This window comes from Nocardiopsis valliformis DSM 45023 (genome assembly GCF_000340985.1).
GTDB classification, from domain to species: domain Bacteria; phylum Actinomycetota; class Actinomycetes; order Streptosporangiales; family Streptosporangiaceae; genus Nocardiopsis; species Nocardiopsis exhalans.
In genome coordinates, this window is sequence record NZ_ANAZ01000013.1 from 39,086 (window position 1) to 64,812 (window position 25,727).

General features: G+C 68.3%; 30 protein-coding genes and 1 pseudogene. 17 read left to right on the forward strand and 14 right to left on the reverse strand.

The features are described from left to right. Window positions 1-127: 127 nt before the first annotated feature. From D457_RS0113850 to D457_RS0113865, 4 genes are all read right to left on the reverse strand, one after another. Window positions 128-1,003: a cytochrome c biogenesis CcdA family protein gene (locus D457_RS0113850; RefSeq protein ID WP_017581266.1), complete on the reverse strand. Its 876-nt coding sequence runs from the start codon at window positions 1,001-1,003 to the stop codon at window positions 128-130. A gap of 4 nt (window positions 1,004-1,007) precedes the next feature. After that, window positions 1,008-1,739 (reverse strand): DsbA family protein, encoded by a 732-nt coding sequence (locus D457_RS0113855; RefSeq protein ID WP_017581267.1) that lies wholly within the window; start codon window positions 1,737-1,739, stop codon window positions 1,008-1,010. A 200-nt stretch (window positions 1,740-1,939) separates the two neighbouring features. Next, window positions 1,940-2,758 carry a thioredoxin domain-containing protein gene (locus D457_RS0113860; RefSeq protein ID WP_017581268.1) on the reverse strand — a complete coding sequence of 273 codons (819 nt, stop codon included), beginning with the start codon at window positions 2,756-2,758 and terminating at the stop codon, window positions 1,940-1,942. 271 nt (window positions 2,759-3,029) lie between these two features. Continuing rightward, window positions 3,030-3,236, reverse strand: a complete 207-nt coding sequence (locus tag D457_RS0113865) for a hypothetical protein (protein ID WP_017581269.1) — start codon at window positions 3,234-3,236, stop codon at window positions 3,030-3,032. A 148-nt stretch (window positions 3,237-3,384) separates the two neighbouring features. On the opposite strand from D457_RS0113865, the gene D457_RS0113870 reads away from it, so the two are divergent. The 3 genes and pseudogenes from D457_RS0113870 to D457_RS37805 all read left to right on the forward strand — a co-directional run. Next, the gene (locus tag D457_RS0113870; RefSeq protein ID WP_017581270.1) at window positions 3,385-3,579 is read left to right on the forward strand and encodes a DUF1918 domain-containing protein; all 195 of its coding nucleotides are present in this window, start codon (window positions 3,385-3,387) and stop codon (window positions 3,577-3,579) included. Window positions 3,580-3,718: 139 nt separating this feature from the next. Continuing rightward, complete coding sequence (locus tag D457_RS32520; RefSeq protein WP_017581271.1) at window positions 3,719-4,477, forward strand: cupin domain-containing protein; 759 nt, start codon at window positions 3,719-3,721, stop codon at window positions 4,475-4,477. Between the two features lie 110 nt (window positions 4,478-4,587). After that, a pseudogene (locus tag D457_RS37805) lies at window positions 4,588-4,806 on the forward strand (Scr1 family TA system antitoxin-like transcriptional regulator); the annotation flags it as partial. A 130-nt stretch (window positions 4,807-4,936) separates the two neighbouring features. Here the strand turns inward: D457_RS37805 and D457_RS35735 are convergent. Next, on the reverse strand, window positions 4,937-5,473 hold the full coding sequence (locus tag D457_RS35735; RefSeq protein WP_152514237.1) for a hypothetical protein: 537 nt from the start codon (window positions 5,471-5,473) through the stop codon (window positions 4,937-4,939). Between the two features lie 232 nt (window positions 5,474-5,705). Here D457_RS35735 and D457_RS35740 point away from each other — a divergent pair, with 232 nt between their 5' ends. After that, on the forward strand, window positions 5,706-6,338 hold the full coding sequence (locus D457_RS35740) for a hypothetical protein (RefSeq protein ID WP_152514238.1): 633 nt from the start codon (window positions 5,706-5,708) through the stop codon (window positions 6,336-6,338). 43 nt (window positions 6,339-6,381) lie between these two features. On the opposite strand, the gene D457_RS34745 is transcribed toward D457_RS35740, so the two are convergent. Continuing rightward, complete coding sequence (locus tag D457_RS34745; protein WP_239646099.1) at window positions 6,382-6,861, reverse strand: hypothetical protein; 480 nt, start codon at window positions 6,859-6,861, stop codon at window positions 6,382-6,384. Window positions 6,862-7,302: 441 nt separating this feature from the next. Here D457_RS34745 and D457_RS0113880 point away from each other — a divergent pair, with 441 nt between their 5' ends. After that, entirely contained in the window at window positions 7,303-7,485 is a 183-nt protein-coding gene (locus D457_RS0113880; RefSeq protein ID WP_017581272.1) for a DUF397 domain-containing protein, read from the forward strand. Window positions 7,486-7,701: 216 nt separating this feature from the next. On the opposite strand, the gene D457_RS0113885 is transcribed toward D457_RS0113880, so the two are convergent. Beyond that, window positions 7,702-8,601, reverse strand: a complete 900-nt coding sequence (locus D457_RS0113885; protein ID WP_017581273.1) for a helix-turn-helix domain-containing GNAT family N-acetyltransferase — start codon at window positions 8,599-8,601, stop codon at window positions 7,702-7,704. 95 nt (window positions 8,602-8,696) lie between these two features. Between D457_RS0113885 and D457_RS0113890 the strand changes: the two genes are divergently transcribed. Genes D457_RS0113890 through D457_RS0113900 form a run of 3 tightly spaced genes read left to right on the forward strand, consistent with a single transcriptional unit; the run spans window position 8,697 to window position 12,397 of the window. Beyond that, window positions 8,697-10,055, forward strand: a complete 1,359-nt coding sequence (locus D457_RS0113890) for an FAD-dependent oxidoreductase (RefSeq protein WP_017581274.1) — start codon at window positions 8,697-8,699, stop codon at window positions 10,053-10,055. Next, window positions 10,052-11,293: an MFS transporter gene (locus D457_RS0113895; protein ID WP_017581275.1), complete on the forward strand. Its 1,242-nt coding sequence runs from the start codon at window positions 10,052-10,054 to the stop codon at window positions 11,291-11,293. The genes D457_RS0113890 and D457_RS0113895 overlap by 4 nt, the downstream gene beginning before the upstream one ends. A 60-nt stretch (window positions 11,294-11,353) precedes the next feature. Then, window positions 11,354-12,397 carry a flavin-containing monooxygenase gene (locus D457_RS0113900; protein ID WP_017581276.1) on the forward strand — a complete coding sequence of 348 codons (1,044 nt, stop codon included), beginning with the start codon at window positions 11,354-11,356 and terminating at the stop codon, window positions 12,395-12,397. Between the two features lie 81 nt (window positions 12,398-12,478). Here D457_RS0113900 and D457_RS0113905 read toward each other — a convergent pair whose 3' ends face one another. From D457_RS0113905 to D457_RS0113915, 3 genes are all read right to left on the reverse strand, one after another. Continuing rightward, window positions 12,479-13,561, reverse strand: coding sequence for an ArsO family NAD(P)H-dependent flavin-containing monooxygenase (locus D457_RS0113905; RefSeq protein WP_017581277.1), 1,083 nt, complete (start codon window positions 13,559-13,561; stop codon window positions 12,479-12,481). Between the two features lie 117 nt (window positions 13,562-13,678). Next, window positions 13,679-14,761, reverse strand: coding sequence for an ACR3 family arsenite efflux transporter (gene arsB, locus D457_RS0113910; RefSeq protein WP_017581278.1), 1,083 nt, complete (start codon window positions 14,759-14,761; stop codon window positions 13,679-13,681). Then, complete coding sequence (locus tag D457_RS0113915; RefSeq protein WP_017581279.1) at window positions 14,761-15,045, reverse strand: ArsR/SmtB family transcription factor; 285 nt, start codon at window positions 15,043-15,045, stop codon at window positions 14,761-14,763. The genes arsB and D457_RS0113915 overlap by 1 nt, the downstream gene beginning before the upstream one ends. Before the next feature lie 98 nt (window positions 15,046-15,143). Between D457_RS0113915 and D457_RS0113920 the strand changes: the two genes are divergently transcribed. The 3 genes from D457_RS0113920 to D457_RS0113930 all read left to right on the forward strand — a co-directional run bounded on the left by D457_RS0113920 (window position 15,144) and on the right by D457_RS0113930 (window position 16,840). After that, complete coding sequence (locus D457_RS0113920; RefSeq protein WP_017581280.1) at window positions 15,144-15,806, forward strand: arsenate-mycothiol transferase ArsC; 663 nt, start codon at window positions 15,144-15,146, stop codon at window positions 15,804-15,806. Window positions 15,807-15,819: 13 nt separating this feature from the next. Beyond that, window positions 15,820-16,230, forward strand: coding sequence for an arsenate reductase ArsC (locus D457_RS0113925; RefSeq protein ID WP_017581281.1), 411 nt, complete (start codon window positions 15,820-15,822; stop codon window positions 16,228-16,230). A gap of 172 nt (window positions 16,231-16,402) precedes the next feature. Beyond that, window positions 16,403-16,840: a CoA-binding protein gene (locus D457_RS0113930; protein ID WP_026116632.1), complete on the forward strand. Its 438-nt coding sequence runs from the start codon at window positions 16,403-16,405 to the stop codon at window positions 16,838-16,840. Window positions 16,841-16,849: 9 nt separating this feature from the next. Here D457_RS0113930 and D457_RS0113935 read toward each other — a convergent pair whose 3' ends face one another. From D457_RS0113935 to D457_RS0113945, 3 genes are all read right to left on the reverse strand, one after another. Next, window positions 16,850-17,374, reverse strand: coding sequence for a tetratricopeptide repeat protein (locus D457_RS0113935; RefSeq protein WP_039831280.1), 525 nt, complete (start codon window positions 17,372-17,374; stop codon window positions 16,850-16,852). A 155-nt stretch (window positions 17,375-17,529) separates the two neighbouring features. Next, a complete protein-coding gene (locus D457_RS32525; RefSeq protein ID WP_017581284.1) occupies window positions 17,530-18,480 on the reverse strand; it encodes a CPBP family intramembrane glutamic endopeptidase in 951 nt (316 codons plus the stop codon). A 274-nt stretch (window positions 18,481-18,754) separates the two neighbouring features. Beyond that, entirely contained in the window at window positions 18,755-19,399 is a 645-nt protein-coding gene (locus D457_RS0113945) for a hydrolase (protein WP_017581285.1), read from the reverse strand. A gap of 299 nt (window positions 19,400-19,698) precedes the next feature. Between D457_RS0113945 and D457_RS0113950 the strand changes: the two genes are divergently transcribed. The 6 genes from D457_RS0113950 (at window position 19,699) to D457_RS0113975 (ending at window position 25,281) form a co-directional block, all read left to right on the forward strand. Then, a complete protein-coding gene (locus D457_RS0113950; protein ID WP_017581286.1) occupies window positions 19,699-20,655 on the forward strand; it encodes a DUF5996 family protein in 957 nt (318 codons plus the stop codon). 173 nt (window positions 20,656-20,828) lie between these two features. After that, window positions 20,829-21,920 carry an LLM class flavin-dependent oxidoreductase gene (locus D457_RS0113955; RefSeq protein ID WP_017581287.1) on the forward strand — a complete coding sequence of 364 codons (1,092 nt, stop codon included), beginning with the start codon at window positions 20,829-20,831 and terminating at the stop codon, window positions 21,918-21,920. Further along, the gene (locus tag D457_RS0113960; protein ID WP_017581288.1) at window positions 21,917-22,969 is read left to right on the forward strand and encodes a pirin family protein; all 1,053 of its coding nucleotides are present in this window, start codon (window positions 21,917-21,919) and stop codon (window positions 22,967-22,969) included. The genes D457_RS0113955 and D457_RS0113960 overlap by 4 nt, the downstream gene beginning before the upstream one ends. 50 nt (window positions 22,970-23,019) lie before the next feature. Continuing rightward, window positions 23,020-23,415, forward strand: coding sequence for a GNAT family N-acetyltransferase (locus D457_RS0113965; protein ID WP_017581289.1), 396 nt, complete (start codon window positions 23,020-23,022; stop codon window positions 23,413-23,415). Beyond that, window positions 23,412-23,867, forward strand: coding sequence for a carboxymuconolactone decarboxylase family protein (locus tag D457_RS0113970; RefSeq protein WP_017581290.1), 456 nt, complete (start codon window positions 23,412-23,414; stop codon window positions 23,865-23,867). The genes D457_RS0113965 and D457_RS0113970 overlap by 4 nt, the downstream gene beginning before the upstream one ends. Before the next feature lie 310 nt (window positions 23,868-24,177). Further along, window positions 24,178-25,281, forward strand: a complete 1,104-nt coding sequence (locus tag D457_RS0113975) for a hypothetical protein (RefSeq protein ID WP_017581291.1) — start codon at window positions 24,178-24,180, stop codon at window positions 25,279-25,281. A gap of 75 nt (window positions 25,282-25,356) precedes the next feature. Here the strand turns inward: D457_RS0113975 and D457_RS0113980 are convergent, their stop codons facing one another. Continuing rightward, window positions 25,357-25,665, reverse strand: coding sequence for a GNAT family N-acetyltransferase (locus D457_RS0113980; RefSeq protein WP_017581292.1), 309 nt, complete (start codon window positions 25,663-25,665; stop codon window positions 25,357-25,359). Window positions 25,666-25,727 lie beyond the last annotated feature (62 nt).

Here is a 25,727-nt window from a genome sequence, read left to right on the forward strand (position 1 = left end):
CATACGTTTCCTTCCGGCAGGATAGGCGGGAACCCCCGCGGCCACCAGTATCGCGTCACCGCCCCGCCAGGGGCGGCCGGTCCACCGCCAGGGGCGGGGACCGAACCACGCGGACCTCCCCTTCGGTCTAACCGGCGCGGTCATGCTCCTCCTCTTCCGTTGCGGCCCCTCGGCCACGGGTCTTGGACCGGGCCAGGAGCGTTCCGCCGACCGCGAGGGAGACCGTGAGCACCAGAGCGACCACGGCTACCGCGTCGGTGGTGCTTCCCAGCCGGGACAGGGGCGCCTGGGCGCTGAGCGCGAGGTCCTCCATCCACCTCATGCCCGGCAGACCGGAGATGGAGGCTGTGCCGTCGAAGACCAGGAAGAAGACACCGATGAGGACGAACAGGGTTCCCGACACCAGGGCCGTCGTGTGCGTGCGCACGGGCCCGAACTCCAGGCTCCGCCCCCTGAGCCAGCCCTTGCGGCCGAGGTCGAACCGGTCCCACAGCAGCGCCATGAGGAACATGGGCAGTGCCATCCCCAGGGCGTAGGCGGCCATGAGCAGCATGCCGCGGACCGGGGTGCCGGTGGCGGCGACCGTGAGCACCGCTCCGAGGATGGGGCCGGAGCAGAACCCGGCGAGCCCGTAGACGGACCCCAGGCCCAGCACAGAGAGGTTCCCCCGACCTCCAGCGAACCTGCCCTGGGCCCGGGAGAACACTCCGAAGGAGAAACCGATCCCCAGGATCTGTGCGATGCCCAGGACGATGATGAGGCTTCCGGCCACGGTGATGAGGATTTCGCGGTGCCCGTGGAACACGACGCTCACCAGTGCTGATCCCGCCCCCAGGGGAACCAGGGTGAGGCAGAGGCCGAGGTAGAAGACCGCGGTCCGGATCAGGAGGCGGCCCGCGTCGCGGAAGGCGTAGGCGAAGAAGGAGGGCAGGAGCAGGGCGCTGCAGGGGCTCAGCAGTGCCAGGACCCCTCCGACGACGGCGGCGACGAAACCGATGTCCATACGCTCACCCCTCCTGGGCCGAGAGGGCCTCGTCGATGCGGGCGGTGAACACGTCCAGGGGCTGGGCGCCCATGAGGGGTTCGTCGTTGATGAGGAAGGAGGGGGTGCCGCTCAGGCCGAGGCGCTGTCCTTCGCCGAAGTCCCGGTCGACGGCCTCGCTCAGGCTCGCCTCGTTCAGGTCCTGTTGGAAGCGCTCGGGGTCGAGGCCGATCTGCTCGGCGATATCCGTCATGACCGGTTCGGGGTCGCCCGCGGACCTGAGTTCGTCCTGACGCCGGAAGACCTCCTCCTGGTACTCCCAGAACAGGTCCTGCGCGGCTGCTGCCTCAGCGCCGACCGCCAGGGTGTGGGAGCGGTCGCCGAGGTAGGGGAAGGCCCTGGCCTCGATCCGCAGGTCACCGGAGTCCACGTAGCGCTCGGTCAGATCGGGCAGGGTCTCCTGTTCCCAGGAGGCGCAGAACGGGCACATGTGGTCGGCGTAGACGACCATGACCACGGGTGCGTCGGCCGCTCCCAGGCTCTTGGGGTCCTCGGACATAGGCCGCTCGGTCGGTGCCTCGTCTCCTTCAGCGTCTCGTTCCTGCTCGGAGGGGCCGGCGGTGGGTGTTCCCTCGTCCCGCGCGGTGGTGTCGCCTTCGAGGTTGAGGCCGACGAGGACGGCCACGATCAGGGAGACCAGGACCGCCGCGCCCAGCAGCAGGGGAGGAAGGCCTCGGCGTCGGGGATTCTCAGGCATTCGACTCCTCATTTCTATCTTGCGTAGAGAGTAAACTATGCAAGGTAGAAAGTGGAGGCCCCCATGATCCCGCATCGGCTTCGCGAATCCGGGTCCGCCCGCCGCAGAGCCGAACGGCGGCGCGGCGCAGACCTAAGCCCGACCAACCAGCGCCGAAAAGAGGCCGGGCACCGCCGCGGCAAGGACGGTGCCCGCGACCGTCACTCCCCGGCCGCAGCGAGGGCGGTGTCGACGCTTCGGACGAACACGTCCAGTGGCTGCGCGCCCATGACGGGGTCGCCGTTGATGACGAAGGCGGGGGTGGCACTCACCCCGATCTGCTGGCCCTCGACGAAGTCGTGGCCGACCGAGATCCCGCTCCGCTCAGCCCCCAGGTCCTCCTGGAACCGCTCACTGTCGAGCCCGAGCTCCTCGACGATCTCGTCGAGGACCCCATCCGGGTCCGAGGCGGACTTGAGCTCGTCCTGCCGGTCGAAAACGGCCTCCTGGTACTCCCAGAACGCGTCCTGCTCACCGGCAGCGACCGCCCCGACCGACAGTGTCTGGGACAGTTCGCCCAGGTAGGGGAACTCCCGCCACTCGATCCGCAGGTCGCCCGAGTCCACGTAGCGCTTGACCAGCTCGGGCTGGGTCTCCTGGGCCCAGGTGGCGCAGTAGGGGCAGGCGAAGTCGGAGTAGGCGACCAGCACCACGGGGGCGTCGGCGCTACCCAGGGCCATCGGATCGTCCGCGGTGCGCCGGGCCAGGGCCTGCCCCCACTCGCGCTGCTCCGCGTCGATGTGGTCGACCACCGATGCCGCGTCCGGGGACTCCCCGTCTGGGTCACCGCCCTCCAGGCGCAGCCCCACGACCACCGCGACGACAAGGGCCACGACGACCGCCCCGCCGATCAGCAGCGGCGAGACGCCCCCTCGCCTGGCGTCCTTCGGCTTGGCCGGGCCCCCGGAGCCCTTGCCCTTCGTGGCTTTCGCGCTCTTGGCGCCCCCATCGCTCCTGGCGCTCCTGGCGTCCTTCGGCATACCTCTCCCAGCCCCGTTTTCCATGGCAGGCAGAGAGTATCTCTATGCGCCATAGAAATAAGCCGCGGCGTGCCGTCGCACCACCCGAAGCAAACGGTCACGCGCGCGGCGGCCCCAGAGCGCGCCAGCGATGAGCGACGACCTTCGTCGGAAAGGGTGGGGACATCCACACGAGGTGATTCCGGAAGGCCACCGCGGAGAGTTCAGCTCGGGAAGGGCTGCGGGGGCCGGTTGCGGAATCGGCCACCGGACCGCTCGGCGGGTGAACCGGTCACTCGCCGGTGATCATCCGGGATACGTAGAGCACCGCCCCGGCGGCCAGGGCGGCGATACCCATCGACGCCACCAGGGAGGCCAGACCCAGGACCACGCCCTGCAAGGCGACCCAGGACTCCAGGAAGTCCCGGGTGGCGGTCCGAGAGAGCACGAACACACCCATGAAGACGACGAACGCGATGATCGGGGAAAGCTTGTTCACCCGAACATCCTAGGCACCGGCCCGAACCGGTCCGGCCGATGGTCCGTTGTTTCCCCAGGTTGCCCGGTTCATCCCGGCTTCGGGGCGGGTATCACCCGGCTGAGACCGGCCTGGGGGAGGCCGGTCGTCGAACCGCAGGGGAGAGCAGATGCGAGCGATCGTCGGGGACCGCCTGCACACGCACGGGGTCACCAGCTCCAAGGGCGAGCACGAAGCCGAGATCATCGACGTCCTCGGGGCCGACGACGGCCCGCCCTACATGGTCCGCTTCGCCGACGGCGAGGAGAGGGTCATCTACCCGGGCCCCAAGACCGTGGTGCATCCCAGGACGCCGAGCGACTGACCGAGAAGACAGACGGAGCCCCGGCAGACCGCCACCAGGGCGCCGCCGGGGCGCCGACGTGCGCTCTTGACAGTGCGTCGCGGGCAAACGTACCTTCACTGCAAGAAAGCGCTTTCCAACGAGCGGTCCGGGAGCCGCGGTGAGCCCAGAGGCCGAGACCACCCGCCCAAGCGGACCCCCTTCCCTCCCGGGCGGGGTCGGGCTGTCCCGGCTGCGCGTCTACGACTGGCCCGCCGCCCCGGGCTCCGACGGTTTCTGCGGCGGTTCCCCGCACATGCACCTGGCCTGCACCGAGGCGTATGCGGTGACCGGTGGTTCCGGCGCGGTACAGACCCTCACCACAGGCGGGTTCGCCTCCCACCCGCTCGGCGAGGGCGACCTCCTGTGGTTCACCCCCGGAACCGTGCACCGACTCGTCAACGACGGCGACCTGCGGTTGGTCGTCATCATGCAGAACGCGGGCCTGCCCGAGGCCGGTGACGCCGTCCTCACCTTCCCGCCCGACGTCCTGGCCGACCCGACCGCCTACGCCCGAGCCGTCGCCCTCGACCCCGCCGACCCCGAGGGTTCGGCCCGCAAACGACGCGAACTCGCCGTCGCGGGCTTCACCGAACTGCGCGAACGCCTGGACGCGGGTGACGTGAGCGCGATGACCGACTTCCACGCCGCAGCCCTGCGCCTGGTCTCCGCCGGTCTGCCCGCCTGGCGGACCCGCTTCGAACAGGGCCCGGCGGCCGACGTCGCCCGCACCGCCGCCCGCCTGGACGCGCTTGAGGCGGGCGACACCTCCCACCTGACGTCCGCTGCGGTCCTCCGGAGCGAGCCCGCCCCGGCCTGGGGCATGTGCGGACACCTCGAGAAGTTCGAGACCACCGAGCCGACCGCCAATCCCGAGTAGCCCGGGAGGGGCGAGTGCGCCAGGCCCCCTGAGCAAGGCGGGACGCCTGGGTAGGCCGCTCGCCGAACTGGAGCAGGAGGCTCTTTTCCAGCCTCGGGTTCCAGCCCCTACGGATCCCCTCGGTCCTGCGGACCGAGGCCTACGCAGGAACGGTCATGCGTGCGGTTACTCCGCGGCGCCCGGCTGAGATTCTTCAGAAGCTCCTGCAGGACCGTAGGGAGCACGCGAGCCGCTGCCCGGCGAGCGATGACCCCATTCTGGTGACGGTGATCAACTCAGCTGCCCTCGATAACCCCATCTGTATCGGCCCCGTCATGGGAACAGCTTGAGTACCTGCGCACCCTCGCCGCCAAGGAACGAACCACGCTGCGAGTGACCACCTGACGCAAGCACCCTGGCCGGATAGGCTCCTTAGGATGCGTTCCCTCACATCACACGGCCGAATTTCGAAGCCGCCAATCAGGCCACGGAAAGAGGCTCCCTACAGTCATCCGAATCAAGCAAGAGGACTCCACTCAGAGACAAATCAGAGATGTCATCAATGTAAGGACACTCCCCCTCCCTGGTCGCGCAGAATGTCACACTTCCAGTAACGATATTTTCATCGAAAAGCGTCGGTCCTATCGTTACGTACGCGACAGCAGATGGTGCCCCTGGAACTCGCCCCAAAGAAAACAGTGCACAATGAGCAAAAGAATACCCACGTCGAAACAACGTTTCAACTCGACGACTGTCAGCGAAATCGAGGTCAAGGTCAGGAATCGCCCTACCGTTCACCGAAGCCTCGTAGTCAATAAGATCAGAAAACTGCGATTCGACACCTGCATAACCTCCCCGAAGGGACCGGAGCACCCAAGCTCCACTATCTTCCTTGAGCCACCCCGCTTCAAGAACGTTCTTATGGAAATCGGTCAAATCGTCTTCCGAAACCGCACCAGAAAGACTCGTGTCAATCATACTCTCAAGCATCGAGTTGAACATCAAAACAATCGCCACCAAAAACGTCTTCAAAGTTCACAAGAACCGGGGAATTATGGAAACTTACTTCGACGGAGGATCGATAAGCAGACCTCCTCAGACCCGCGTCCCTGCCAGAGTCTGACCCCAAAACGCGCTGGCCTGGTCAATCTGCAACTCTGACACCAGAGAATACAGCAGAGCCATACATCCGGATAAATATAGCATCAGCATACTGCCACAAAACAACCCAGACGAAGGCCCCGAACTCGTGAGCATTATTAGATCCTGGATTGAAGCCGAGAGCGCAACGCGTCTCGAATTGTTCCTGCGCGAATGGTACGGAACCCCCACCGGGAAGCCGATAAATGAGACCCTCGCCAGAGAAATTCCCGAACCGCTGAGAAGGTGGCACGAACTATATCAACTTTGGGAAACCAGGATCACACACCAGAACCACGCAATCCCAGTAAATGAACTCGCGCCAGAGAGAGGAAAAATACCATTTTGGTCAGAAAACCAAGGGAACTTCCTGTGGGCCTTCGACCCAGAGAATCCAGATTCAAAAATATATGAATATCAAAGCGACAACTCCTGGAGAGGAACTCACGTCGACATATCCCGTTTTCTTGACGTTTCCACAGTGAATGAAGCCGCTTACGGGTCCCCCATCAAAAAATTCTTTGAGACCCGCGACCCTTGGAACCTCTTCTTCTCCGTTGAGGCTTTGCAGATCGCACCACTAAAACTCGGATGGCCCCACCCTGAATCCAGGACAGTCCTAGGTTCGGACTGGCTTGCCCTTGTCGATCCAGGACTGAACCCAGGAACATACGAAGTAATCATCGCCTCCAAATCAGAACGCTCACTTCGTAAATTTATGCCGAGCACGCAAAAAACATGATAGCTATTCTGGTGTCGCGAGAGCTGAGGCTTTGAAGCGAGCCCTAAGCAGTCAGCCACCTGCAATTAAAGTCTTTGGACTTCACTAGAACTAATCCACCTGTGAAGGCAATTTCATGGCTACATCCTGCGGAGTCAGGCAGCACCTCATCGAGCTTTACACTCCCGAGCCCAGGCGGAGGATATCCTCCCCGACTGAAATCTTCGGTCGACTCAACTTCAAATTTCGAAACGGAGAAATAATCCACAACCATCCCCGAGTCATGCTTGAAAGGATTCCCCTTGAACCGAATGGAAACATTCAAGACACCACCACCGACCGGGGAAAACTCAACCCCTTCCAACTCGAGATCCTTGACGCATCTGCGCCCAAAGAAATCATAGTGATCAGGGCTCGTCGCGTAATCACGAGCACCGGATGGAAGTTCAGCGGATATTTCAGGGAGGCTACTCAGGTAGGGATTGGGGTCAAGAAACCTGACCCGCCGACCATCTTCCTCTTTGTGGAGCACGATGAATTTCACTAAAAATCCTCTCCGACAACCGGACGCTTCCAATCATATCCCGGCTGATGTTGAATTATCGCAATTATTTCTCAAGGGGCAGTCCGAACCCGGCCAGACACCTGTCGAGCATCCCGGGACGGTACTGTCCGAGTCTGTAGTCAGGTACGAGACACGTCAGCAGTGGCAGGCTCGGGATTGCGCCTGTCGGGAGCGTCCAAACACTGACCGGGACGGCATGTGCTCCGCGTCTGGCAGCAAGCGAACAGGGCGTGCCAGGCCGGGGCGTAGGCCGGATAGACCACTACTTGGCAGCGCTCGATCCTTCCGGTAGCGCCCGAGTTACCAGGGGTTGTTTCACAAGGTGCAGGGGTCTGCGCTGGAGCAGCAAGAAACCCGGAAGCTCATTTAGCAGCTGCTGGACGAAAAGTACAGGTAGGGGCAGGTAGGGAAGAGACGACCGTGGAGAACGGGTGGAACAACTGGCGTAAGTCCAGCTACAGCGGTGGGCACGGCGGAGAGTGTGTCGAGGTCGCGGACCAAGGTGGAGATGTGGCGGTCCGCGGCACCAAACACCGCCAGCACGGCCACCTTTCCTTCCAGAGCACGGAGTGGACCAACCTGCTGAACACACTTCGGCGCTGACAGTGCGCGGGTACCCCGACCAAACACTCGGGGTACCCCGGCCCCCGCCGCAGCCAGGCAGCACGGAACGCCTTCAGGTTCGACGCCCGAGCCGGAGAAATCCGCAGCACGAGCCCGGAGGGAGCTGTGGTCGGCTGGCCCTCCGGGAACGGCCGGTCATCCCCCTGCCCGAGCCCGGTCGAAAGCGCGTCAGGCCCGCCGCGACCGGCTAACTCCTCACGCGGGGGCGCAGTCCGTACCGTCTTCGCAGCAGACCGTCTCGCCCGTGGTCAGGCCGACGCCCTGGCGCCGTTCCAACAGAACGGTGTCGCGCCAGTGGCCGTGGTGTCGGGCGATGCGTTCGCGTACGCCCACGGTGCGGAAACCCGCCTGGTGGTGCAGCGACAGGCTGGCGCGGTTCTCGGGGAAGACCGAGGTCTGGAGCGTCCACAGCCCGCCGGTGTCGGCCTCGGTGACCTGGCGGTAGAGCAGGGCCTTGCCCACTCCGCGGCCACGCGCCCCTTCCGCGACGTACACCGACGTCTCGGCCACCCCGGCGTAGACCGCCCGGTCGGAGACCGGTGAGGCGGCGGCCCAGCCCACCACGACCCCTTCTGCCTCGGCGACCCAGCGGTGCTCCGGGAGCCACGTGGTCTTCAGGTCCTCGACGGAGGGCGCCCGGGTCTCGAAGGTGGCGTGGCCGGTGGCGATGCCCTGCTCGTAGATGTCGCGAACCTTCTCCAGGTCGGCGTCGGCCATGGGGCGGGTGGTGATGTCGGCGGGCAGGTCGGTGGGGCAGCAGGGCCGTGCGTTGAGGACGCCCATGACGATGTCGGCGGCGTGCGGCAGGCCGGTGCAGCAGTTGGGGTTGACCGCGACCTGGGTGGAGGTACCCACCTTGGTCAGGGTCACGAACCCGACGTCGGCGAGCTTGCGCAGGTGGTGGGAGACGGTGGGCTGGCGGACGTTCACCATTGCGGCGAGCTGGCCCACGCTGACCGATCCCGGGGTGGTGGCGATGGCATGGAGAAGCTGAACGCGCATGGGTTCGGCCAGGCAGGCGAACCAGGCGGCGTAGGTCTGCGCGTCGGTCTGGGACAGCGCTGGCGCGGCGGGCTCGGATCGTGTCGCGGTCATGCCTCACATTATCGACCACGATCTATGGTTGCGTCCATCGACATAGATCGATAAAGTCCTCGTTCATAGACACCAATCGATGAAAGAGGTGTGTCATGACCGACGAGCGTCCCGTCGTGGTGATCGGAGCCGGACCCGCAGGGCTGGCGGCAGCAGCGGAACTGGTGGCCCGCGACCTTCCGGTCCTGGTCCTGGAGAAGGGCGACCGGGCGGGTGCGGCGGTGTCCGAGTGGGGGCACGTACGACTGTTCTCGATGTGGCGCGACCTGGTCGCCCCGGCCGCGGAGAAGCTCCTCTCCAGCACGGGCTGGCGGCGCCCGGACGACAGCGGATATCCGACCGGCCGCGAGTGGGCCGAGGACTACCTCGCTCCCCTGGCCGAGGCCCTCGGCGAGCGGGTGCGCTTCGGCGCACGGGTGACCGGGGTGAGCCGCCTGGGCCGGGACCGGGTCGTGGACGCCGAGCGCGCCGAGCAGCCCTTCACCGTTCGACTGCGCACCCGCGAGGGCGAGGAGCGGCTGTTGGCCCGCGCGGTCGTGGACGCCTCGGGCACCTGGGGATCTCCCAACCCCGTGGGCGGCGACGGCCTGCCCGCGTTGGGCGAGGCCGCCGCGGCCGGGCGGATCTCCTACCGGATCCCCGACCTCGGCGAGGAGGAGACCCGGAGCCGCTATGCGGGAAGGACCACCGCGGTGGTCGGGAGCGGCCATTCAGCCCTGTCCTCCCTCGTCTCCCTGGCCGCGCTGGCCCAGGAGAGCCCGGAGACGAAGGCGCTGTGGGTGCTCCGTCGCGGCGAGGTCGGGGACGCCTTCGGCGGAGGCGCGGACGACCAGCTCGCCGCGCGCGGCGCCCTCGGCCAGCGGGCCCGCGCGGCCATCGAGGCGGGACATGTCGAGGTGGTGACCGGGTTCCGCACCGTCGAGGTACGACCGGCCCGAGACGGCCTGGTCCTGGTGGGCGAGGACGGCCGCAGGCTGGAGCAGGTGGACGAGGTCGTGGCCCTGACCGGGTTCCGGCCCGACCTGTCCCCGCTCTCCGAGGTCCGCCTCGGCCTGGACCCCGCGCTCCAGGCGCCGGTGGAGCTGGCCCCGCTCATCGACCCCAACCAGCACTCGTGCGGCACCGTCTACCCGCACGGCGCGGCCGAGCTCTCCCACCCAGAGGAGGGGTTCTTCCTGGCGGGGATGAAGTCCTACGGACGCGCCCCCACCTTCCTGGCCCTGACCGGCTTCGAGCAGGTGCGGAGTATCGCCGCGCATCTGGCCGGGGACCACGAGAGCGCGGCCCGCGTGGAGCTGGTTCTGCCCGAGACGGGGGTGTGCGGCGGCGCCGGTCTGTTCGACGACCCCACCGCCGCCAAGACTGACACCGAGGCCGACACCGAGGCCGACACCGTTGGCTGCTGCGGCCCGGTGCAGCAGGCGGAGCCGGGTGAACCGGTCCGGGTCCCGTGACACCGGTTTCCGGTCGGGTCTCCGGCGCGCCCTCCACTGCGGTGGTCGGGGCGCGCCGGGGCCTGGTGGCCCTGTGCGTCACCGTCACCACCGGCTACGGGGTGCTGTTCTACGCCTTCCCGGTCCTGGCACCGGGCATCACCGCCGACACCGGGTGGTCCCTGGCCACGGTGACCGCGCTGTTCTCCGCCTCGCAGGTCATCGCAGGGCTGGCGGGCATCCCGGTAGGGCGCTGGGTCCAGGCCCGGGGTCCGCGCCCGGCGATGACGGCGGCGGCCCTGCTCTCGGTCCCCGCCGTGGCCGCCATTGCACTCGCCTCGAACCTGTGGGTCTTCGCCACCGCCTGGCTGGCGGCGGGGGCCGCGATGGCCGGGCTGTTCTACCCTCCGGCCTTCGCCGCACTGACCCACTGGTTCGGGAAGGCCAAGGTGCGGGCCCTGACCGCGCTGACCCTGGTCGCCGGGCTGGCCAGCACCATTTTCGCTCCCCTGGCAGCGGTCCTGGAGGGGGTGTGGGGGTGGCGGGGCGCCTACCTGGGGCTCGCCCTCGTACTGCTGGTCGTGGTGGTTCCCCTGCACGCCCTCGCCCTGCCTCGCGATTGGTCTCCCGACGGTTTCAGCGAGCGCGGCGAGCGAGGGCCCGGAGCGCGTGCTGTGCTGCGCAGCCGGGCGTTCTGGGCTCTGACGACGGCCCTGACTCTGGGGTCCTTCACCGTCTACGCGGTCGTGGTCAACCTCGTTCCCCTCCTGGCGGAACGCGGTTGGGGTACGGCGGAGGCGGCCTGGGCGCTGGGGGTGGGCGGGATCGGACAGGTCCTGGGCCGTCTGGTCTACGCGCCCCTGGAAAGGCGGACCAGTCCGGTGGCGCGCGCCGTGGCCGTACTGGGCGCCTGCGCGGCGACCACCTTCCTCCTGGCACTGGTGCCGGGGCCCTGGGGACTGGTCCTGGCCATCGCGGTCCTGGCGGGCATGGCACGGGGCATCCTCACCCTCCTCCAGGCCACCGCGGTCTCCGACCGGTGGGGCACGACGCACTACGCCACCCTCAACGCCGTCGCGCACACCCCGCTCATGCTGGCCATCGCGATCGCCCCGTGGGCCGGGGCGGCGCTGGCCGGACCGCTGGGCGGTTACCCGGCGGCGTTCACCGCCCTGGCGGTTCTGGCGGCTCTGGGCGCGGTGACCGGTCTGGCCACCCGGGCCGAAAACCGGCGATCCCAGGTCTGCGCTTCCTCCTGAACACCCCCGCGTGTAGCCGCCGCAACGGTTCCGCGCTCACGAGAACGAAGGAGCCCCCGCATGGAAGAGACACCCCTCACCGTCATCGGTGCAGGTCAGGCAGGCCTGGCCACCGCCTGGGCCGCTAACCGCAGAGGGGTCCGCCCCCTGGTGCTGGAGAGGTCCGAACGGCCGGGCGGTTCCTGGCCGCACTACTACGACAGCCTGACCCTGTTCTCCCCAGCACACTTCTCCGGCCTTCCCGGGCGGGCGATGCCAGGCGACCCGGGGCGCTACCCCCTCAGGGACGAGGTGGTGGCGTACCTGCGCGACTACGCCTCCCGACTGGACGCGGATCTGCGCTGCGGCCAGCCCGTGGAGAGCGTCGAACGCGACGGGAAGGGGTTCGTCCTCACCACCGGCGACGGCTCCCAGGTGCGTTCTTCGGCGGTGGTCGCGGCCACCGGCGGCTTCAGCCGGCCGCACCGCCCCGCGCTACCCGGGCTGGAGGGCTTCACCGGGGCTGTGCTGCACACCGCCGACTACCGTTCCCCCGATCCCTTCGCCGGTCAGCGCGTGGTGGTGGTCGGTAGCGGTAACTCCGGGGTGCAGATTGCCGCCGAGCTCGCCGGGGCGGCCCGAGTCAGTCTGGCCTCCCGAGCGCCGGTGGCCTGGACAAACCAGCGGCCCCTGGGCCGGGACATCCACTGGTGGTTCACTCGCACTGGCCTGGACACCGCCCCGTTGCGCCGCGTCTGGGAGAAGGGCCCGACCCTGGTCATCGACGACGGCCGCTACCGCGCGGCCTTCGGCACGGGCAACCCCGACCGGCGAGAGATATTCACCCGCTTGGAGGGCGACAAGGTGACCTGGGGCGACGGAACCGTGGAGCAGGTCGACTCCCTGATCCTGGCCACCGGCTACCGCCCCGCCCTGGACTACCTCGCACCGACCGGCGCGCTCGACGCCCAGGGGCGTCCGCTCCATCGGGGCGGGATATCCACCACGGCCCCCAGGTTGGGATACGTGGGGCTGGAGTTCCAGCGCAGCTTCTCCTCGGCCACCCTGCGCGGGGTCGGCCGCGACGCCCGGTACGTCCTGCGGCGGCTCCGGCTGGGGAGGTGACCGAGCCCCGCCGTGACCGGCGGGGCTTTCGGGTTCCACTACGTCAGGGCGGTAGCAGGACGGGGACCTGCGGGGCCAGGGCTACTCCGCCTGCTCCAGGCCCCGCACGACCTCGGCGACAGCGCCCTTGGCCGTGCGTCCCGCGCCGATGATGGTGGCCGAGGCCGCGCCCGTCCAGTCCCCGTAGCCGAGCAGGTGCAGCCGGGGCTCGTCCACGGAACGGGTTCCCTCGACCTTGATCCGACCGTCCGGACCCGCCGGGACCAGCGGTTCCAGGTGGTCCAGGACGGGCCGGAACCCGGTGCACCACAGCACCGCGTCGCATTCCCAGACGGTGCCGTCGGCCCAGGCGACCCCGGTCGGTGTCAGCCGGTCGAACATGGGCTCGGCACTGAGCGCACCCCGGTCCCGGGCCCGGCGCACGCTGGGCACCACGACGATGTCGCCCAGGTCGGAGACCCCCTGGGCGGCCTCACCCCGTTCGGCGGCCTGTTGGCGGCGTGTGGCGATGGAGAACAGCGCACGGCCGTCGACATCGTCGGGCAGGAACCGGGGCTGGCGCAGCGTGACCCAGCGGGTCCGGGCGACCAGGGAGAGTTCCGCGAGGATCTGGGCGGCGGAGTTCCCGCCGCCGACCACCACGACGCGCTGACCGGCGAACTCCTCCGGGCCGCGGTAGTCAGCGGTGTGCGCCTGTCTGCCCCCGAAGAGCCCGCGTCCGGGCAGGTCGGGCACGTGGGGTGCCCGCCAGGTGCCGGTCGCGCTGATCACGTACCGCGCCCGCCAATCGCCGCGGCCGGTGTGCAGCAGCAAGCCGTCGGCGTCACGTTCGACGCGGTCCACGTGCACCGGCCGGTGGACGGGCAGGTCGTAGCGGCGCTCGTACTCGGCCAGGTACCGGGCCGCGTGTCGCGCCGAGGGGTACTCCTGCCCCTCCTCCTCGGGCATCCACCAGCCCGGCAGCATGCTGTGCCCCGCCGGGGAGAACAGCCGGAGCGAGTCCCAGTACTCGCTCCACGCCCCGCCCGGCGCCGCACCGTCGTCGAGAATGGCGAAGTCAAACTCCAGGCGCCGCCTGGCGCGGCGCAGGAAGTATCCTGCTGCGAGCCCGGCCTGGCCCCCTCCGATCACCGCGACATCGACGCTTTTCTGGGAGCTGCCCATTCCCGTCCTCTCCTCAGGTTCCGTACGGCCGCACCGGCTCCGCTGACCGCCCGTTCGGCCGGTCGCTCTGTCGGGACCGCGCCCCGGGGCACGGTCCCGACACCGCTGTCCCGTCTCCTACCGGCGTTCCGGCGCGAAGCGCTTGCGCCAGGCCAAGGACACGTAGACCAAGGCGATGAGGACGGGTACCTCGATGAGCGGGCCGACCACCCCGGCCAGCGCCTGGCCGGAGGTGACCCCGAAGGTCGCGATCGCCACCGCGATGGCCAGCTCGAAGTTGTTGCCCGCGGCGGTGAAGGCCAGCGTGGTGGTGCGGTCGTAGTCCATTCCGATCGCCTTGGCGAAGGCGAAGGTGCCGAACCACATCAGCACGAAGTAGACCAGCAGCGGCACGGCGATCCGGGCCACGTCCCAAGGCTGGCTCGTGATCCGCTCCCCCTGCAGGGCGAAGAGCAGCACGATGGTGAACAGCAGGCCGTAGAGCGCCCACGGCCCGATCTTGGGCAGGAAGTCGGCCTCGTAGCGCTCCCGGCCCATCTTCTGCTCGCCGAACCGGCGGGTGAGGAACCCGGCGGCCAGCGGGATGCCGAGGAAGATCACCACGTTCAGGGCGATCAGCCAGGGGGAGACGTCCAGGCCACCGCTGTCCAGGCCGAGCCAGCCGGGCAGCAGGTCCAGGTAGAACCAGCCCAGTACCCCGAAGAGCAGGACCTGGAAGACCGAGTTCAGGGCCACGAGCACGGCGGCGGCCTCGCGGTGCCCGCAGGCCAGGTCGTTCCAGATGATGACCATGGCGATGCAGCGGGCCAGCCCGACGATGATCAGGCCGGTGCGGTACTCGGGCAGGTCGGCCAGGAAGATCCAGGCGAGGGCGAACATCACCGCCGGGCCGACCACCCAGTTGACGACCAGGGAGGAAATGAGCAGTCGCCGGTCGCGGGTGACGGTGTCCAGGCGGTCATAGCGGACCTTGGCCAGCACCGGGTACATCATGACCAGCAGGCCCAGGGCGATGGGCAGGGAGATCCCGCCGACCTCCATCGCCGCCAGGAGTTCGTTCAGGCCGGGGACCACACGGCCCAGACCCAGGCCGACCGCCATGGCGAGCAGGATCCACACCGCCAGGAACCGGTCCAGGGTGGACAGCTTCGCCACCGCGGAGGCGCTGACCTCACGCGTGGTGTTCTCGGGGCGGCCCATCAACAGGCCCGCCTGTTCTGCGCGGCGTCCGTGGAGCGGGCCGTGGCCGCCAACTCGGACAGCCCTTCGGAGAGGGACTCCAGAGCTTCCGGGCGCAGCCGGTAGTAGGTGAACCGGCCGCACGGCTCGGTCTCCACCACCCCGGCCTCGCGCAGCAGGCGCAGATGGTTGGACAGGTTGGTCTGTCGGGCCCCGGTCTCCTCCATCAGATGGGTGGTGCACAGGGTCTCGCGGGCGAGCAGGGAGACGATCCGCATCCGGAGCGGGTCGGCCAGGACCTTCATTAGATCAGTATCGACTGACATCAGCATGCGCTGATACTATCTCATCACCCGATCCTGATGCATCGCCCGCCGGCCTCTTTCCTCCGGGAGCCCAGACCATGACCACACCCGATCCCCAACCCCTCCTGCACGAACGCGCCGAGCTGGGCGCCGCCCGTCTGGCGGCGCGCTACCGGGGACACTTCTCCGAGGAGACCGTGCGAGCGCTGATCGCCGACTCCTACCAGCGCCTCGCCCTCACCGCCACGGTGACCACCCACCTGAACGTGCTCGCCGAACACCTGGCAGCCGAACGCCTGGACGCCCTGGCCGCCGCGCGGCAAACACCCGCCGCCCGGCCGGTGCGCGTGCTGTTCGTGTGCGGACACAACTCCGGACGCTCCCAGATCGCCGCCGCCCTGCTCTCCCACCGGGCCGACGAACCGATCACCGTCTCCTCCGCCGGCACCGACCCCGACTCCGCACTCGAACCCCACCTGGCCGAGATCCTGGCCGAGGTCGGCGTGGACCTGGGCCGTGCCTACCCCAAGCCGCTGACCGAGGAGGTCATCGGGGCGGCCGACTTCGTCATCACCCTGGGCTGCGGTGACGCCTGCCCTGTGGTTCCGGGGCGCCGCTACCTCGACTGGCCCACACCCGACCCCCACGGGGCATCGCTTCCCGAGCTGCGCCGCATCCGCGACGCGATCGACGCCCACGTCAGCGACCTGTTGTCCTTGATCGCGACACCTACGTCCACGACCACCACCGACTCGAAGTAGAGGGACACCCGTCATGACCGGCACCGACAAGCCGTCCGTCCTTTTCGTCTGCGTGCACAACGCCGGACGCTCCCAGATGGCCGCCGCCTGGCTGCGCCACCTCTCCGAGGGTCGGATCGAGGTCCGCTCGGCGGGCTCGGCTCCCGCGGACACCCTCAACCCCGCCGTGGTGGAGGCCATGGCCGAGGTCGGCATCGACATCACCGACCAGAGTCCCAAGGTCCTGACGACCGACGCGGTCGAGGCCTCCGACGTGTGCGTGACTATGGGCTGCGGCGACACCTGCCCGTTCTTCCCCGGCAAGCGCTACCTCGACTGGGAACTCCCCGACCCCGCCGGACAGGGTGTGGCGGCCGTCCGCCCCATCCGTGACGACATCCGCAAGCGCGTCGAAGAACTCATCGGCGAGCTGCTCCCCGACTGATCTGCCGGGAGGCCTGCCCGCAGGTGCAATACGCGCGCCCAGGGCCGCGGATTGCTGTGCGAACAGCGGGGGCGGAGTGCGCGAAGCGCACTCCGCCCCCGCTGCCCGCACTCTCCGCGCTGTCCGCGTGAACGCGGGAATCAGCGGTGCGCCGGGGCTGTTCTCCACCGACATGACTGAGTCGTGGCAGGACCCGAAGACCATCGACCGCTTCCTCGACGACACCAGGACCTGGGCGATCGTCGGCCTGTCGAATGACACGGGGCGTACCGCCTACGCGATCGCCCAGTTGCTGCAGGCCAGAGGCAAGCGGATCATCCCCGTCCACCCCGGCGCCGCCGCCGAGGGCGTGGAGGTCCTCGGCGAGAAGGCCTACGCGACCCTGGCCGAGGCGTCCGCCGCGGTCGGGACCATCGACGTCGTCGACGTCTTCCGCCGCTCCGAGGCGGCCGGCGAGTTCGCAGACCAGGCTGTCGCGATCGGTGCGGGCGGTGTGTGGTTCCAACTCGGCGTCATCGACGAAGAGGCGTTCCGGCGCACGACAGATGCCGGGGTGCCGATGGTGATGGACACCTGCCCCGCCATCGAGTGGGGCAGGCGCGCTGCCTGAGCGGGCATGTTAAAGGTTCGGGTCGGAAAGCAGGGACCTCGTGCGTTGCAGCGCCATGCGGGATGAGGCGACCAGCTCCTCTGCGGCGGTGTCGCGGAGGCGAAGGTCGAGCGCGGTTTCGAAGGCCCGGGCGGCCTTCGGGTAGTCCCGGCCGACGAAGTGGGCCTTGCCGAGGTGCTGCCACAGGGCGGCCTCGCGCGCGGTGCCGCGGGCCTGTTCGATCAGTTCGTCGTACTCCTCGACGGCCCAGGTGATCCGGCCCAGGTCACGGCGGACGTCGGCCAGCAGGGCGCGGTGGCGGAGGGTCGGCTCGGCCCGCGCCAGGGCCAGCGCGAGCGGCTCCGCCTTCTCGGGCCTTCCGCTCCAGAGCTCCGTCAGAACCGACAGCGCCCTGTCTTCGGCGTGCGCGGTGTGGAACTCCTCCAGGTCCTCGATGACCGGGAGGAGGGTGCGGGCGTCCATGTACCATCCCGGCCCTCCCGGTATCCGTGTCTCGTCGGTTCCGGCGTCGGGGTTCGAGGCAGAGGAAGTCATGCGCGGCAGGCTATCCACCGCACGCGAACCCTCTGATCGCAGCCGGACCGCGTGCACGCGGTCCGGGAACCGCTCGGCCCGGCCGCACACCCGGTCGAGTGCGTGGCCGGGCAGCTCGACGCCCTACCGCATCACCGGGCACCGAGACGGCGGGCTCAGGTGACCCGGTGTTCGTCCGGCTCGATCGGCGTCGTGGCCGGGCCGGTCTTTCGGGTCCGGAACCACACGACCGCTGCCGTGCCGATGAAGGCGAGGGTCCCGGCAACCAGCAGGGCGGTGTCCAGGCCACCCGCCGAACGGTCGAACCTGACCGAGATGTCGGCGTTCAGGGCGATCCAGAAGATGAAGGTGAGGGTGTTGAGGGCCGCGTGGATGACGACCGCGATCTCGACGCCGCCGGTTCGCCAGGTGACGTACCCCGTGACGAAGGAGAAAAGGAGGTAGAACAGGTTCCACCACGGGTCGCTCGCGGTGTGGATGACGCTGAACAGGACGGCCGACACACCGATACCCAGGACCAGGGACGTCCACCGGCCGCGCCCCCAGCTGGCCGCGATACGGAAGACGAGCCCGCGCAGGCCGTACTCCTCGCCCGCCGATTGCAGGGGCACGAGGAGGATGGTCACGACGAGCAGCCAGACGACGTCGCCGTACTGCCATACGGCGGTCTCACCGGGGGACACGAACTCAAAGACGGCGAGCGCGATCAGGAAGGCCGGGGTCACCGTCAGCACCGCCCGCCCGAAGAGGTCGAAGCGGAAGCCCGACGCGACCGAGCTCAGAGTGGCGCCCCGCACCCCGTAGAGCCAGCGCTGGAGGAACATGCTCCACGGGATGACCAACCCGACGGCGATCAGACTGCCGGCGTGGGCCAGCGGGGTGAGGACCAGGCGCTCGTCGCCCGGAACACCCGGCCAGAGGATGCCGTCGATCCAGCCGCCCACGAGCTGGAACGCGATGATGGCGCCGAACATGCCCCCGATGAGCAGGACAATGGCGAGGATGCCGCGGCTGATGCGGCGCTCCTCCCCCGCCAGCACCCGGTGGTACTCGACCCCTGGCGGAACGGGCTTCGTGCCCCGGAGCTCTTGTGTTTTCGCGGTCATGGGGCTGCTTCTCCTCGGTTCGTCATTCTCGGGTCAGATCGAGCAGCGCTCAGTCAAATCCCCGACGTCGCGTCGGAGTCAAGACCGCATGGGGTGATCTGTGCCATTGAATCCGCGCCATAGGAAATGACGGGGTCAGGACGGGGGCGAAGCACGGGCAGGCGGACGGCCCGAAAACCGGCTGGGGTGAGAATGGGATCGGCGGGGACGAGGTCGGCCTCGTCCCCGCCGATCCCGGGCCGGAACCCGTTCCACGGCCGCGTCGGCCTCGGTGTCAGAGCTGGGTGGCCAGCAGCTGCATCTCCCAGGCGAAGGCGACGCCGCTGGCACCGCCGTGCTGCACCAGGATCTCGGCCTGGCCCGAGGCGGTCTCCTCACGGGCCCAGTCGCGCTGCCACTCGGCGACCACGGCCAGCCAGTTGAGCGGTGTCACGCCGGCCTCGATCATGCGCCGCACAGCCATCTCGTGCGCCTCCACCGACACCCCGCCCGACGCGTCGGTGACGGCGTAGACCTCGAAGTCCTCGCCAGCCGCCTGGATCGCGGGCATGGCCACACAGATCTCCGTCCAGAGACCGGCCATGATCACCTTTTTGCGGCCGGTCGCCCGGACGGCCTCGACGACCCGCTCGTCCTCCCAGGTGTTGATGAGCGTGCGGTCGATCGGCTTCTGCTCCGGGAAGACGTCCTGGATCCCCTGGATGAGGTGGCCGCCGCGCTCCGCGAGCACGGTGGTCAGGATGGTCGGGACGTCGAACAGCTTGGCGGCCTTGGCCAGGCCGACGGCGTTGTTGACGACGATGGACGGCTCGTGGCTGTTCAGGTTGGCGACCTGGAACGGCTGGTGGTCGATCAGGAGGAGGACGCTCTCCTCCGGGGTGAGCAGGGCGTCGAGTCCGTTATTGGACTTGGTGCTCATGGTGGTACCTCCGGGGTTTCGTGTTCTGGGGGCTCGGGCGGGAGATCGCGACCCAAGTAGATGACACATCATCTAAACTAGCATTTTTGGATGATGCGTCAACAAAATACAGACATGGATCCCGAATCCCCAGGCCAGCGGCAAACCTCGACATGAAGTTGACTCATCATCTACTATTTGGATGACGCATCAATCATCTTCGGGATTCGCGCCGAGCCGGGAGGGCCGTGGAATCAAGGCCCCGCAAGCAGGACACGAAACCCGCCCCCTGGTGACACCGTGAAGGAAGCGAGAAGCAGATGACCGACTCGTCGACCACGAACTGGCCAAGCCTGCGGGTCTCGGACTGGACCGACACCCGCGACACCCTGCACATGTGGACCCAGATCGTGGGCAAGATCCGCATGGCCCACGCCCCGTTGGTCAACCACTGGTGGCAGGTACCCCTCTACGTCAGCCCGCGCGGACTGACCACCTCGACCATCCCCTACCGTTCGGGCGCCTTCGAGATCGAGTTCGACCTCCTCGGCCACCGGCTCGAGATCCGCAGCAGCGAGGGCGGCACCCGCGCCTTCCCGCTGCGGCCCATGACCGTCGCCGTGTTCTACTCCCGGGTGCTGGACCTGCTCGACGAGCTCGGGATCCAGGCTCCGATCCGACCGGTCCCCAACGAGGTCGACCCGGCGATCCCCTTCGCCGAGGACCACGAGCACGCTTCCTACGACGCTGAAGCGGCCAGCCTGTTCTGGCGCCAGCTCCTGCAGGCCGACCGGGTGATCGGCGAGTTCCGCTCGCACTTCGTCGGCAAGGTCAGCCCGGTGCACTTCTTCTGGGGCGGGATGGACCTGGCCTGCACCCGCTTCTCCGGGCGCCCGGCTCCTGAGCACCCGGGCGGTGTCCCCAACTGCGGGGACTGGGTCATGGTCGAGGGCTACTCCCGGGAGCTGTCCAGCTGCGGCTTCTGGCCCGGCGGCGGCGAGGAGGGCGCCTTCTACTCCTATGCCTACCCCGCACCCGAGGGCTTCGACGAGCAATCACCCGGCCCCGAGGGCGCGTACTACAGCACCGAGTTCCAGCAGTTCCTGTTCCCCTACGAGGCCGCCCGCAGCGCGCCCGACCCCGACCGCGCCGTGGCCGAGTTCCTGCACAGCACCTACGAGGCCGCTGCGAACCTCGGGCACTGGGACCGCCCCGCCCTGGAGGACGACCCGCTGCGCTGGCACGCAACCCCCGTCCCGGGAAACGACGGAACCTGACCGGCGGCCAAGAGCAGCGAGCAAACACACATCCTGTTGATGTGTCAATAAAAATTCCGGAATTTACAGTTGACTTATCAACCGAAGGGTGAAGATGCGGGAAGTAGGAGCGACCAGGCCCTGCATCCCGCTCACCACGCCAGTCACCCAGCAACCACATGGAGGTGGGTGCGATGCAGTTCGGGATCTTCACCGTCGGTGACGTGACCACCGATCCCACGACAGGACGTACGCCGACCGAAGGCGAACGGATCAAGGCGATGGTGCGGATCGCCCTGAAAGCCGAGGAGATCGGACTGGACGTGTTCGCCACCGGCGAGCACCACAACCGGCCGTTCGTGCCCTCGTCCCCGACCACCATGCTCGGCTGGATCGCGGCGCGCACCGAGCGGATCATCCTGTCCACGTCCACCACCCTGATCACCACCAACGACCCGGTGAAGATCGCGGAGGACTACGCGATGCTCCAGCACCTGGCCGACGGGCGTGTGGACCTGATGATGGGCCGCGGCAACACCGGCCCGGTCTACCCCTGGTTCGGCAAGGACATCCGCGAGGGCATCCCGCTGGCGCTGGAGAACTACGCCCTCCTGCACAAGCTCTGGCGCGAGGACGTCGTCGACTGGGAAGGCAAGTTCCGCACCCCGCTGCAGGCGTTCACCTCCACCCCGCGCCCGCTCGACGGCGTTCCCCCGTTCGTCTGGCACGGCTCCATCCGCTCCCCCGAGATCGCCGAGCAGGCGGCCTACTACGGGGACGGATTCTTCGCCAACAACATCTTCTGGCCCAAGCGGCACTTCCAGAAGCTGATCAACCTGTACCGCAGGCGCTTCGCCCACTACGGCCACGGCACCGCGGAGCAGGCCGTCGTCGGCGTGGGCGGCCACATCTTCATGCGGGCCAACTCCCAGGACGCCGTCCGGGAGTTCCGCCCCTACTTCGACCACTCCCCCCTGATGGGCGGCGGGCCGTCACTGGAGCAGTACATGGAGGAGACCCCGCTGACCGTCGGCAGCCCCCAGCAGGTCATCGACAAGACCCTCACCTTCCGCGAGAACTTCGGCGACTACCAACGCCAGCTGTTCAACGTCGACGGCACCGGGGTCCCCCTGAAGACCGTGCTGGAGCAGCTCGACATCCTCGGTGAGGAGGTCCTGCCGGAGTTGAGGAAGGAATTCGCGAAGAACCGGCCGACCGACGTGCCCGACGCGCCCACCCACGCCTCGATGCTCGCCGCTCGTGAATCAGGAGAAGCACCGCGATGACCAACACAGAGACCCGTCCGGACACCTTCGTGTGCAGCGAGGGCGGCCTCCCCGGCCCCCTGGCCGCTTGTGAGGGCGGCGCTCCGGTCGAGATCATCACCGCCCGGACCGTCCCCCTGGGCGGGCCACGCGCGATCAACGTCCGCCGTACCCTGCCCCAGCGGCAGCGCTCGCTGATCGGCGCGTGGTGTTTCGTCGACCACTTCGGCCCGCACGAGGTGGCGGACACCGGCGGCATGGACGTGGCCCCGCACCCGCACACGGGGCTGCAGACCGTCAGCTGGCTGTTCGACGGCGTCATCGCGCACAACGACTCCGGCGGGAACGCCGCCACCATCCGTCCCGGGCAGATGAACCTGATGACCGCGGGAGCGGGCATCTGCCACTCCGAGACCTCCACCTCGGAGGCGGTCCGTATCCACGGGGTGCAGCTCTGGGTCGCCCTGCCCGACGAGGTCAGGCACAGCCCGGAGCGCGGGTTCGAGCACTACGTTCCCGAGCCGATCGAGTTCGACGCGGGCTCGGCGCTCGTGTTCCTCGGCTCGCTGCTCGGTTCGCGGTCGCCGGTGAGCATGTACACGCCTCTGGTGGGCGCCGAGCTCAGGCTGAACCCCGGCGGGGTCCTCGACCTGCCCGTCGACCCCGGGTTCGAGCACGGCCTGCTGGTGGACACCGGTGAGGACGTCAGGCTCGAAGGCGTGCACGTGCCCAAGGACGCCGTGGGCTACACCGGGGTGGGTGCCGAAACCCTGCGGGTGACCAACGAGGGCGACCAACCGGCCAGGCTCGTACTCCTGGGCGGCGCCCCCTTCGGCGAGGAGGTCCTCATGTGGTGGAACTTCCTGGGCCGCACGACGGAGGAGATCACGCGCTACCGGGAGGAATGGCAACACCACGGCGAGCGGTTCGGGCAGGTGGAGGGTTACGTGGGGCACGGCGGCCCGGGCCGCAACCGCGAGGGGATGTCGAGGATTGCGGCCCCGGAGCTGCCGCCGGTGCGGATGCGCCCCAGGAAGAACCCGCCGCCGCACGCACAGTTCAACGACTGACCCGCAAAAGCATCGACGGCTGACCGACAGAAGCAGAAGAGGTGTCCGACATGACTGAACAGCGAACGGACAAGACGGGTGCTCCCGTATCCATCGCACTCGACCAGAACCGCGCCATCAGCGCCTACACCGTGAGCGTGGACGAAGCCCTCGCAGGACGCGCGGACTTCGTCGACCCGCCGCAGACCGCAGGCGAGCGCGTCTTCTTCCACACTGAGGTCGGTGCGGAGTTCGGCGGCCGGGGCCTGGCCGGACTGCTCGTCCGCGAGGCACTGGCCGACAGCATCCACCGCAACCTCACCGTCGTGCCGGTGTGCCCGCTGTTCGCCAGTCACCTGAAGAAGCACGGCGACGAGTACGAGGCCGAGGGCGGAAAGTTCCGTCGACCCAGACCGGCCGACCTCGCCCTGGTCAAGGAAACGGTCGAGAACGCGGGTAACGCGTGAACGCCGAACGCCCCTTCATCGACAAGGAACACCCCAAGGTCTACGGGGCGATGCTCAAGGCGGCCAAGGCCTCCCGAACCGCGTCGCACGAGGCCGGTCTGGGCGACGACCTCATCGAGATGGTCAACATCCGGGTGTCCCAGATCAACGGGTGCCCGACCTGCCTGAGCATCCACTTCCCCAAGGCCCGCAAGGCCGGGGTGGAGCAGAGCACCCTGGACGTGCTGCCCGCGTGGCGCGAGACGAAGCTGTTCACGGATCAGCAGCGGGCCGCGCTCGAACTGGCGGAGTCCCTGACCGTGATCGACCCGGCCCTCGACAGGCAGGCCGTGAACGCCCGGGCGGCCGCCCACCTGACCACCGCCCAGATCTCCGCGGTGGAGTGGACGACCACCCTGATCAACGCGTTCAACCGCATCTCGATCGCGAGCGGACATCCGGTGGTCCGGTAGGGGTGGTCGGGAGTAGGCAACAGAGTCCGGTGGTTCCTACGGGTCCGGCAGTACCTGAGCGGTCGGACCGAGATCACCGCCAAGCCCAGTGTCGGTCCTGCGCCCGTGTTACTGCTCGCTGTCCGGGGCGGGCTGGCCCTGGCAGCGGAGCTCGGACTGCCCGTGGTGTTCGGCGGACCGGTCCTGCGCGACGAGCAGCGGCTGGCCGCCTCCACCAGCTCGTCACAAGTCGGCCACACCAGCTCCCCGCGTCAGCGAGCGGTGGCACCATCGGCACGAGTGGAGACGACAGCCGCTGAGAGCAGGGACCATGGCAGCGTTCGAAACCGTCTGGCGCAGCATCGAGGCGCACGCGGGACAGGTGTTCCACACCAAGAGGGGTATCCCGTTCAGCTATGCCGTCCGGTACGGACAGGTCCACCTCGACAACACCAACCGCATCCTCCCCCGCACCGACTTCGTCAAGGCGCACGGGCTCATGCCGTTGAGCGGCCCCGGGGAGCTCCCAGGCCTCCAAGGGCCGTCTTACATCTTCGGCATCCTCACCGACCGGCGCATCGGGGGACCCGACCCGGCACCTGTCAATGACCACGTCCCGCCCCGTGTCGGTAGCGGGCGGCGTTATCGCGGCATGAGCAGGGACGACAGCGACGAGGCTTATGTCATCGGCCTGTGCGACGAGGTACTCGGCGAGACCGGCCTACCCCAGCACCGGTTCGACTGGCTGCTGGGGGACCCGGGGGCAAACGGCAAGCGAGCGAAGCTGCCCGTTGACGCGTACTGGCCAGGGCACGAGCTGGTGGTTGAATACCGCGAACTCCAGCACGATCAGCCCATGCCGCACTTCGACAAGCCCGACAAGCTCACGGTCAGCGGCGTGCACCGGGGTGAGCAGCGCGCCCGGTACGACCGGCGGCGTGAGACCGAGATTCCCCCGCGCGGCCTGCGGCTGGTGGTGATCCGCCCAGCTGACCTCGATGCCGACAGCCGGGGCCGGTTGCGCCGAACCCGCACATCGGACCTGGAGGTGGTCCGGGGGCTATTGGCGCGCTCCAGCGACGAGGACCGTGTGCTGGATGCCTTTCGGCGCTGGCTGACCACCGAGGGCTGGACCCCCGCCACGCCGACCGAGCCATGGACCGGTATCGAGGCTGAGCGCGGCGGCGAGCGGCTGATCATTGAGGCCAAGGGCCGGACTGAGGAGCAGGGGACGGGCGCAGACGTCGCGTACGGCCGGCTGCTGCGCCGGATGACGGATCAGTCCCCGGCCACCCGCTACGCCCTGGTCTTGCCGACCGCGTCCGTACGGCACGCCGCACGCGTTCCCGCCCACGTTCGGTGCCTGCTCCGGGTCGACCTGTACGAGGTGACCGACGACAACCGCGTTCTCCTCCGCCCGGCCGCCCCGGGGTAGCCGCGCCGCGTGCGTCGCCGACGGCCGACGCGAAACCGGACGCGGACACCGCGTCGTCAGCGGTTCCGTCCCCGTTCAGTCAGCGACCGTGCTCCGGGAGCGGTAGACCAGGTCCCGGTACTCCGGATGACGGGCGATCCAGCCCGCGAAGTAGGGGCAGGTCGGGAGCACCCCCAGGCCCGCGGAGCGGGCCTCGTCCAGAGCCGTGCGCACCAGCGCCGACCCGACTCCTCTGCCCTCGTACTCCGGCGACACCTCGGTGTGCACGAACGCGACGAGCTCATCAGTTCGGATGTACTGGACCAGACCAGCGGCCCCGGACGCTCCGTCGACACGGGCCTCGTAGCGGTTGGCCTCGGGCACGTCACTCACTTCGACAGCCATGTGTTCTCCTTCTCCAGCCTTGTGATCAGGCGCAAACTTGCTTAATTTAGATGACTAGTCAA

Excerpts from the sequence above, each read along its gene's own strand:
- D457_RS0113860 (WP_017581268.1), bottom strand. The coding sequence starts at position 2,758 with ATGCCGAAGGACGCCAGGAGCGCCAGGAGCGATGGGGGCGCCAAGAGC.
- D457_RS0113935 (WP_039831280.1), bottom strand. The coding sequence starts at position 17,374 with ATGACTTCCTCTGCCTCGAACCCCGACGCCGGAACCGACGAGACACGG.
- D457_RS32525 (WP_017581284.1), bottom strand. The coding sequence starts at position 18,480 with ATGACCGCGAAAACACAAGAGCTCCGGGGCACGAAGCCCGTTCCGCCA.
- D457_RS0113965 (WP_017581289.1), top strand. The coding sequence starts at position 23,020 with ATGACTGAACAGCGAACGGACAAGACGGGTGCTCCCGTATCCATCGCA.
- D457_RS0113925 (WP_017581281.1), top strand. The coding sequence starts at position 15,820 with ATGACCGGCACCGACAAGCCGTCCGTCCTTTTCGTCTGCGTGCACAAC.
- D457_RS0113890 (WP_017581274.1), top strand. The coding sequence starts at position 8,697 with ATGACCGACGAGCGTCCCGTCGTGGTGATCGGAGCCGGACCCGCAGGG.
- D457_RS0113945 (WP_017581285.1), bottom strand. The coding sequence starts at position 19,399 with ATGAGCACCAAGTCCAATAACGGACTCGACGCCCTGCTCACCCCGGAG.
- arsB (WP_017581278.1), bottom strand. The coding sequence starts at position 14,761 with ATGGGCCGCCCCGAGAACACCACGCGTGAGGTCAGCGCCTCCGCGGTG.
- D457_RS0113980 (WP_017581292.1), bottom strand. The coding sequence starts at position 25,665 with ATGGCTGTCGAAGTGAGTGACGTGCCCGAGGCCAACCGCTACGAGGCC.
- D457_RS0113885 (WP_017581273.1), bottom strand. The coding sequence starts at position 8,601 with ATGACCGCGACACGATCCGAGCCCGCCGCGCCAGCGCTGTCCCAGACC.
- D457_RS0113915 (WP_017581279.1), bottom strand. The coding sequence starts at position 15,045 with ATGAAGGTCCTGGCCGACCCGCTCCGGATGCGGATCGTCTCCCTGCTC.
- D457_RS0113950 (WP_017581286.1), top strand. The coding sequence starts at position 19,699 with ATGACCGACTCGTCGACCACGAACTGGCCAAGCCTGCGGGTCTCGGAC.
- D457_RS0113850 (WP_017581266.1), bottom strand. The coding sequence starts at position 1,003 with ATGGACATCGGTTTCGTCGCCGCCGTCGTCGGAGGGGTCCTGGCACTG.
- D457_RS0113905 (WP_017581277.1), bottom strand. The coding sequence starts at position 13,561 with ATGGGCAGCTCCCAGAAAAGCGTCGATGTCGCGGTGATCGGAGGGGGC.
- D457_RS0113960 (WP_017581288.1), top strand. The coding sequence starts at position 21,917 with ATGACCAACACAGAGACCCGTCCGGACACCTTCGTGTGCAGCGAGGGC.
- D457_RS0113955 (WP_017581287.1), top strand. The coding sequence starts at position 20,829 with ATGCAGTTCGGGATCTTCACCGTCGGTGACGTGACCACCGATCCCACG.
- D457_RS0113855 (WP_017581267.1), bottom strand. The coding sequence starts at position 1,739 with ATGCCTGAGAATCCCCGACGCCGAGGCCTTCCTCCCCTGCTGCTGGGC.
- D457_RS0113870 (WP_017581270.1), top strand. The coding sequence starts at position 3,385 with ATGCGAGCGATCGTCGGGGACCGCCTGCACACGCACGGGGTCACCAGC.
- D457_RS0113920 (WP_017581280.1), top strand. The coding sequence starts at position 15,144 with ATGACCACACCCGATCCCCAACCCCTCCTGCACGAACGCGCCGAGCTG.
- D457_RS0113900 (WP_017581276.1), top strand. The coding sequence starts at position 11,354 with ATGGAAGAGACACCCCTCACCGTCATCGGTGCAGGTCAGGCAGGCCTG.
- D457_RS0113930 (WP_026116632.1), top strand. The coding sequence starts at position 16,403 with ATGACTGAGTCGTGGCAGGACCCGAAGACCATCGACCGCTTCCTCGAC.
- D457_RS0113975 (WP_017581291.1), top strand. The coding sequence starts at position 24,178 with ATGGCAGCGTTCGAAACCGTCTGGCGCAGCATCGAGGCGCACGCGGGA.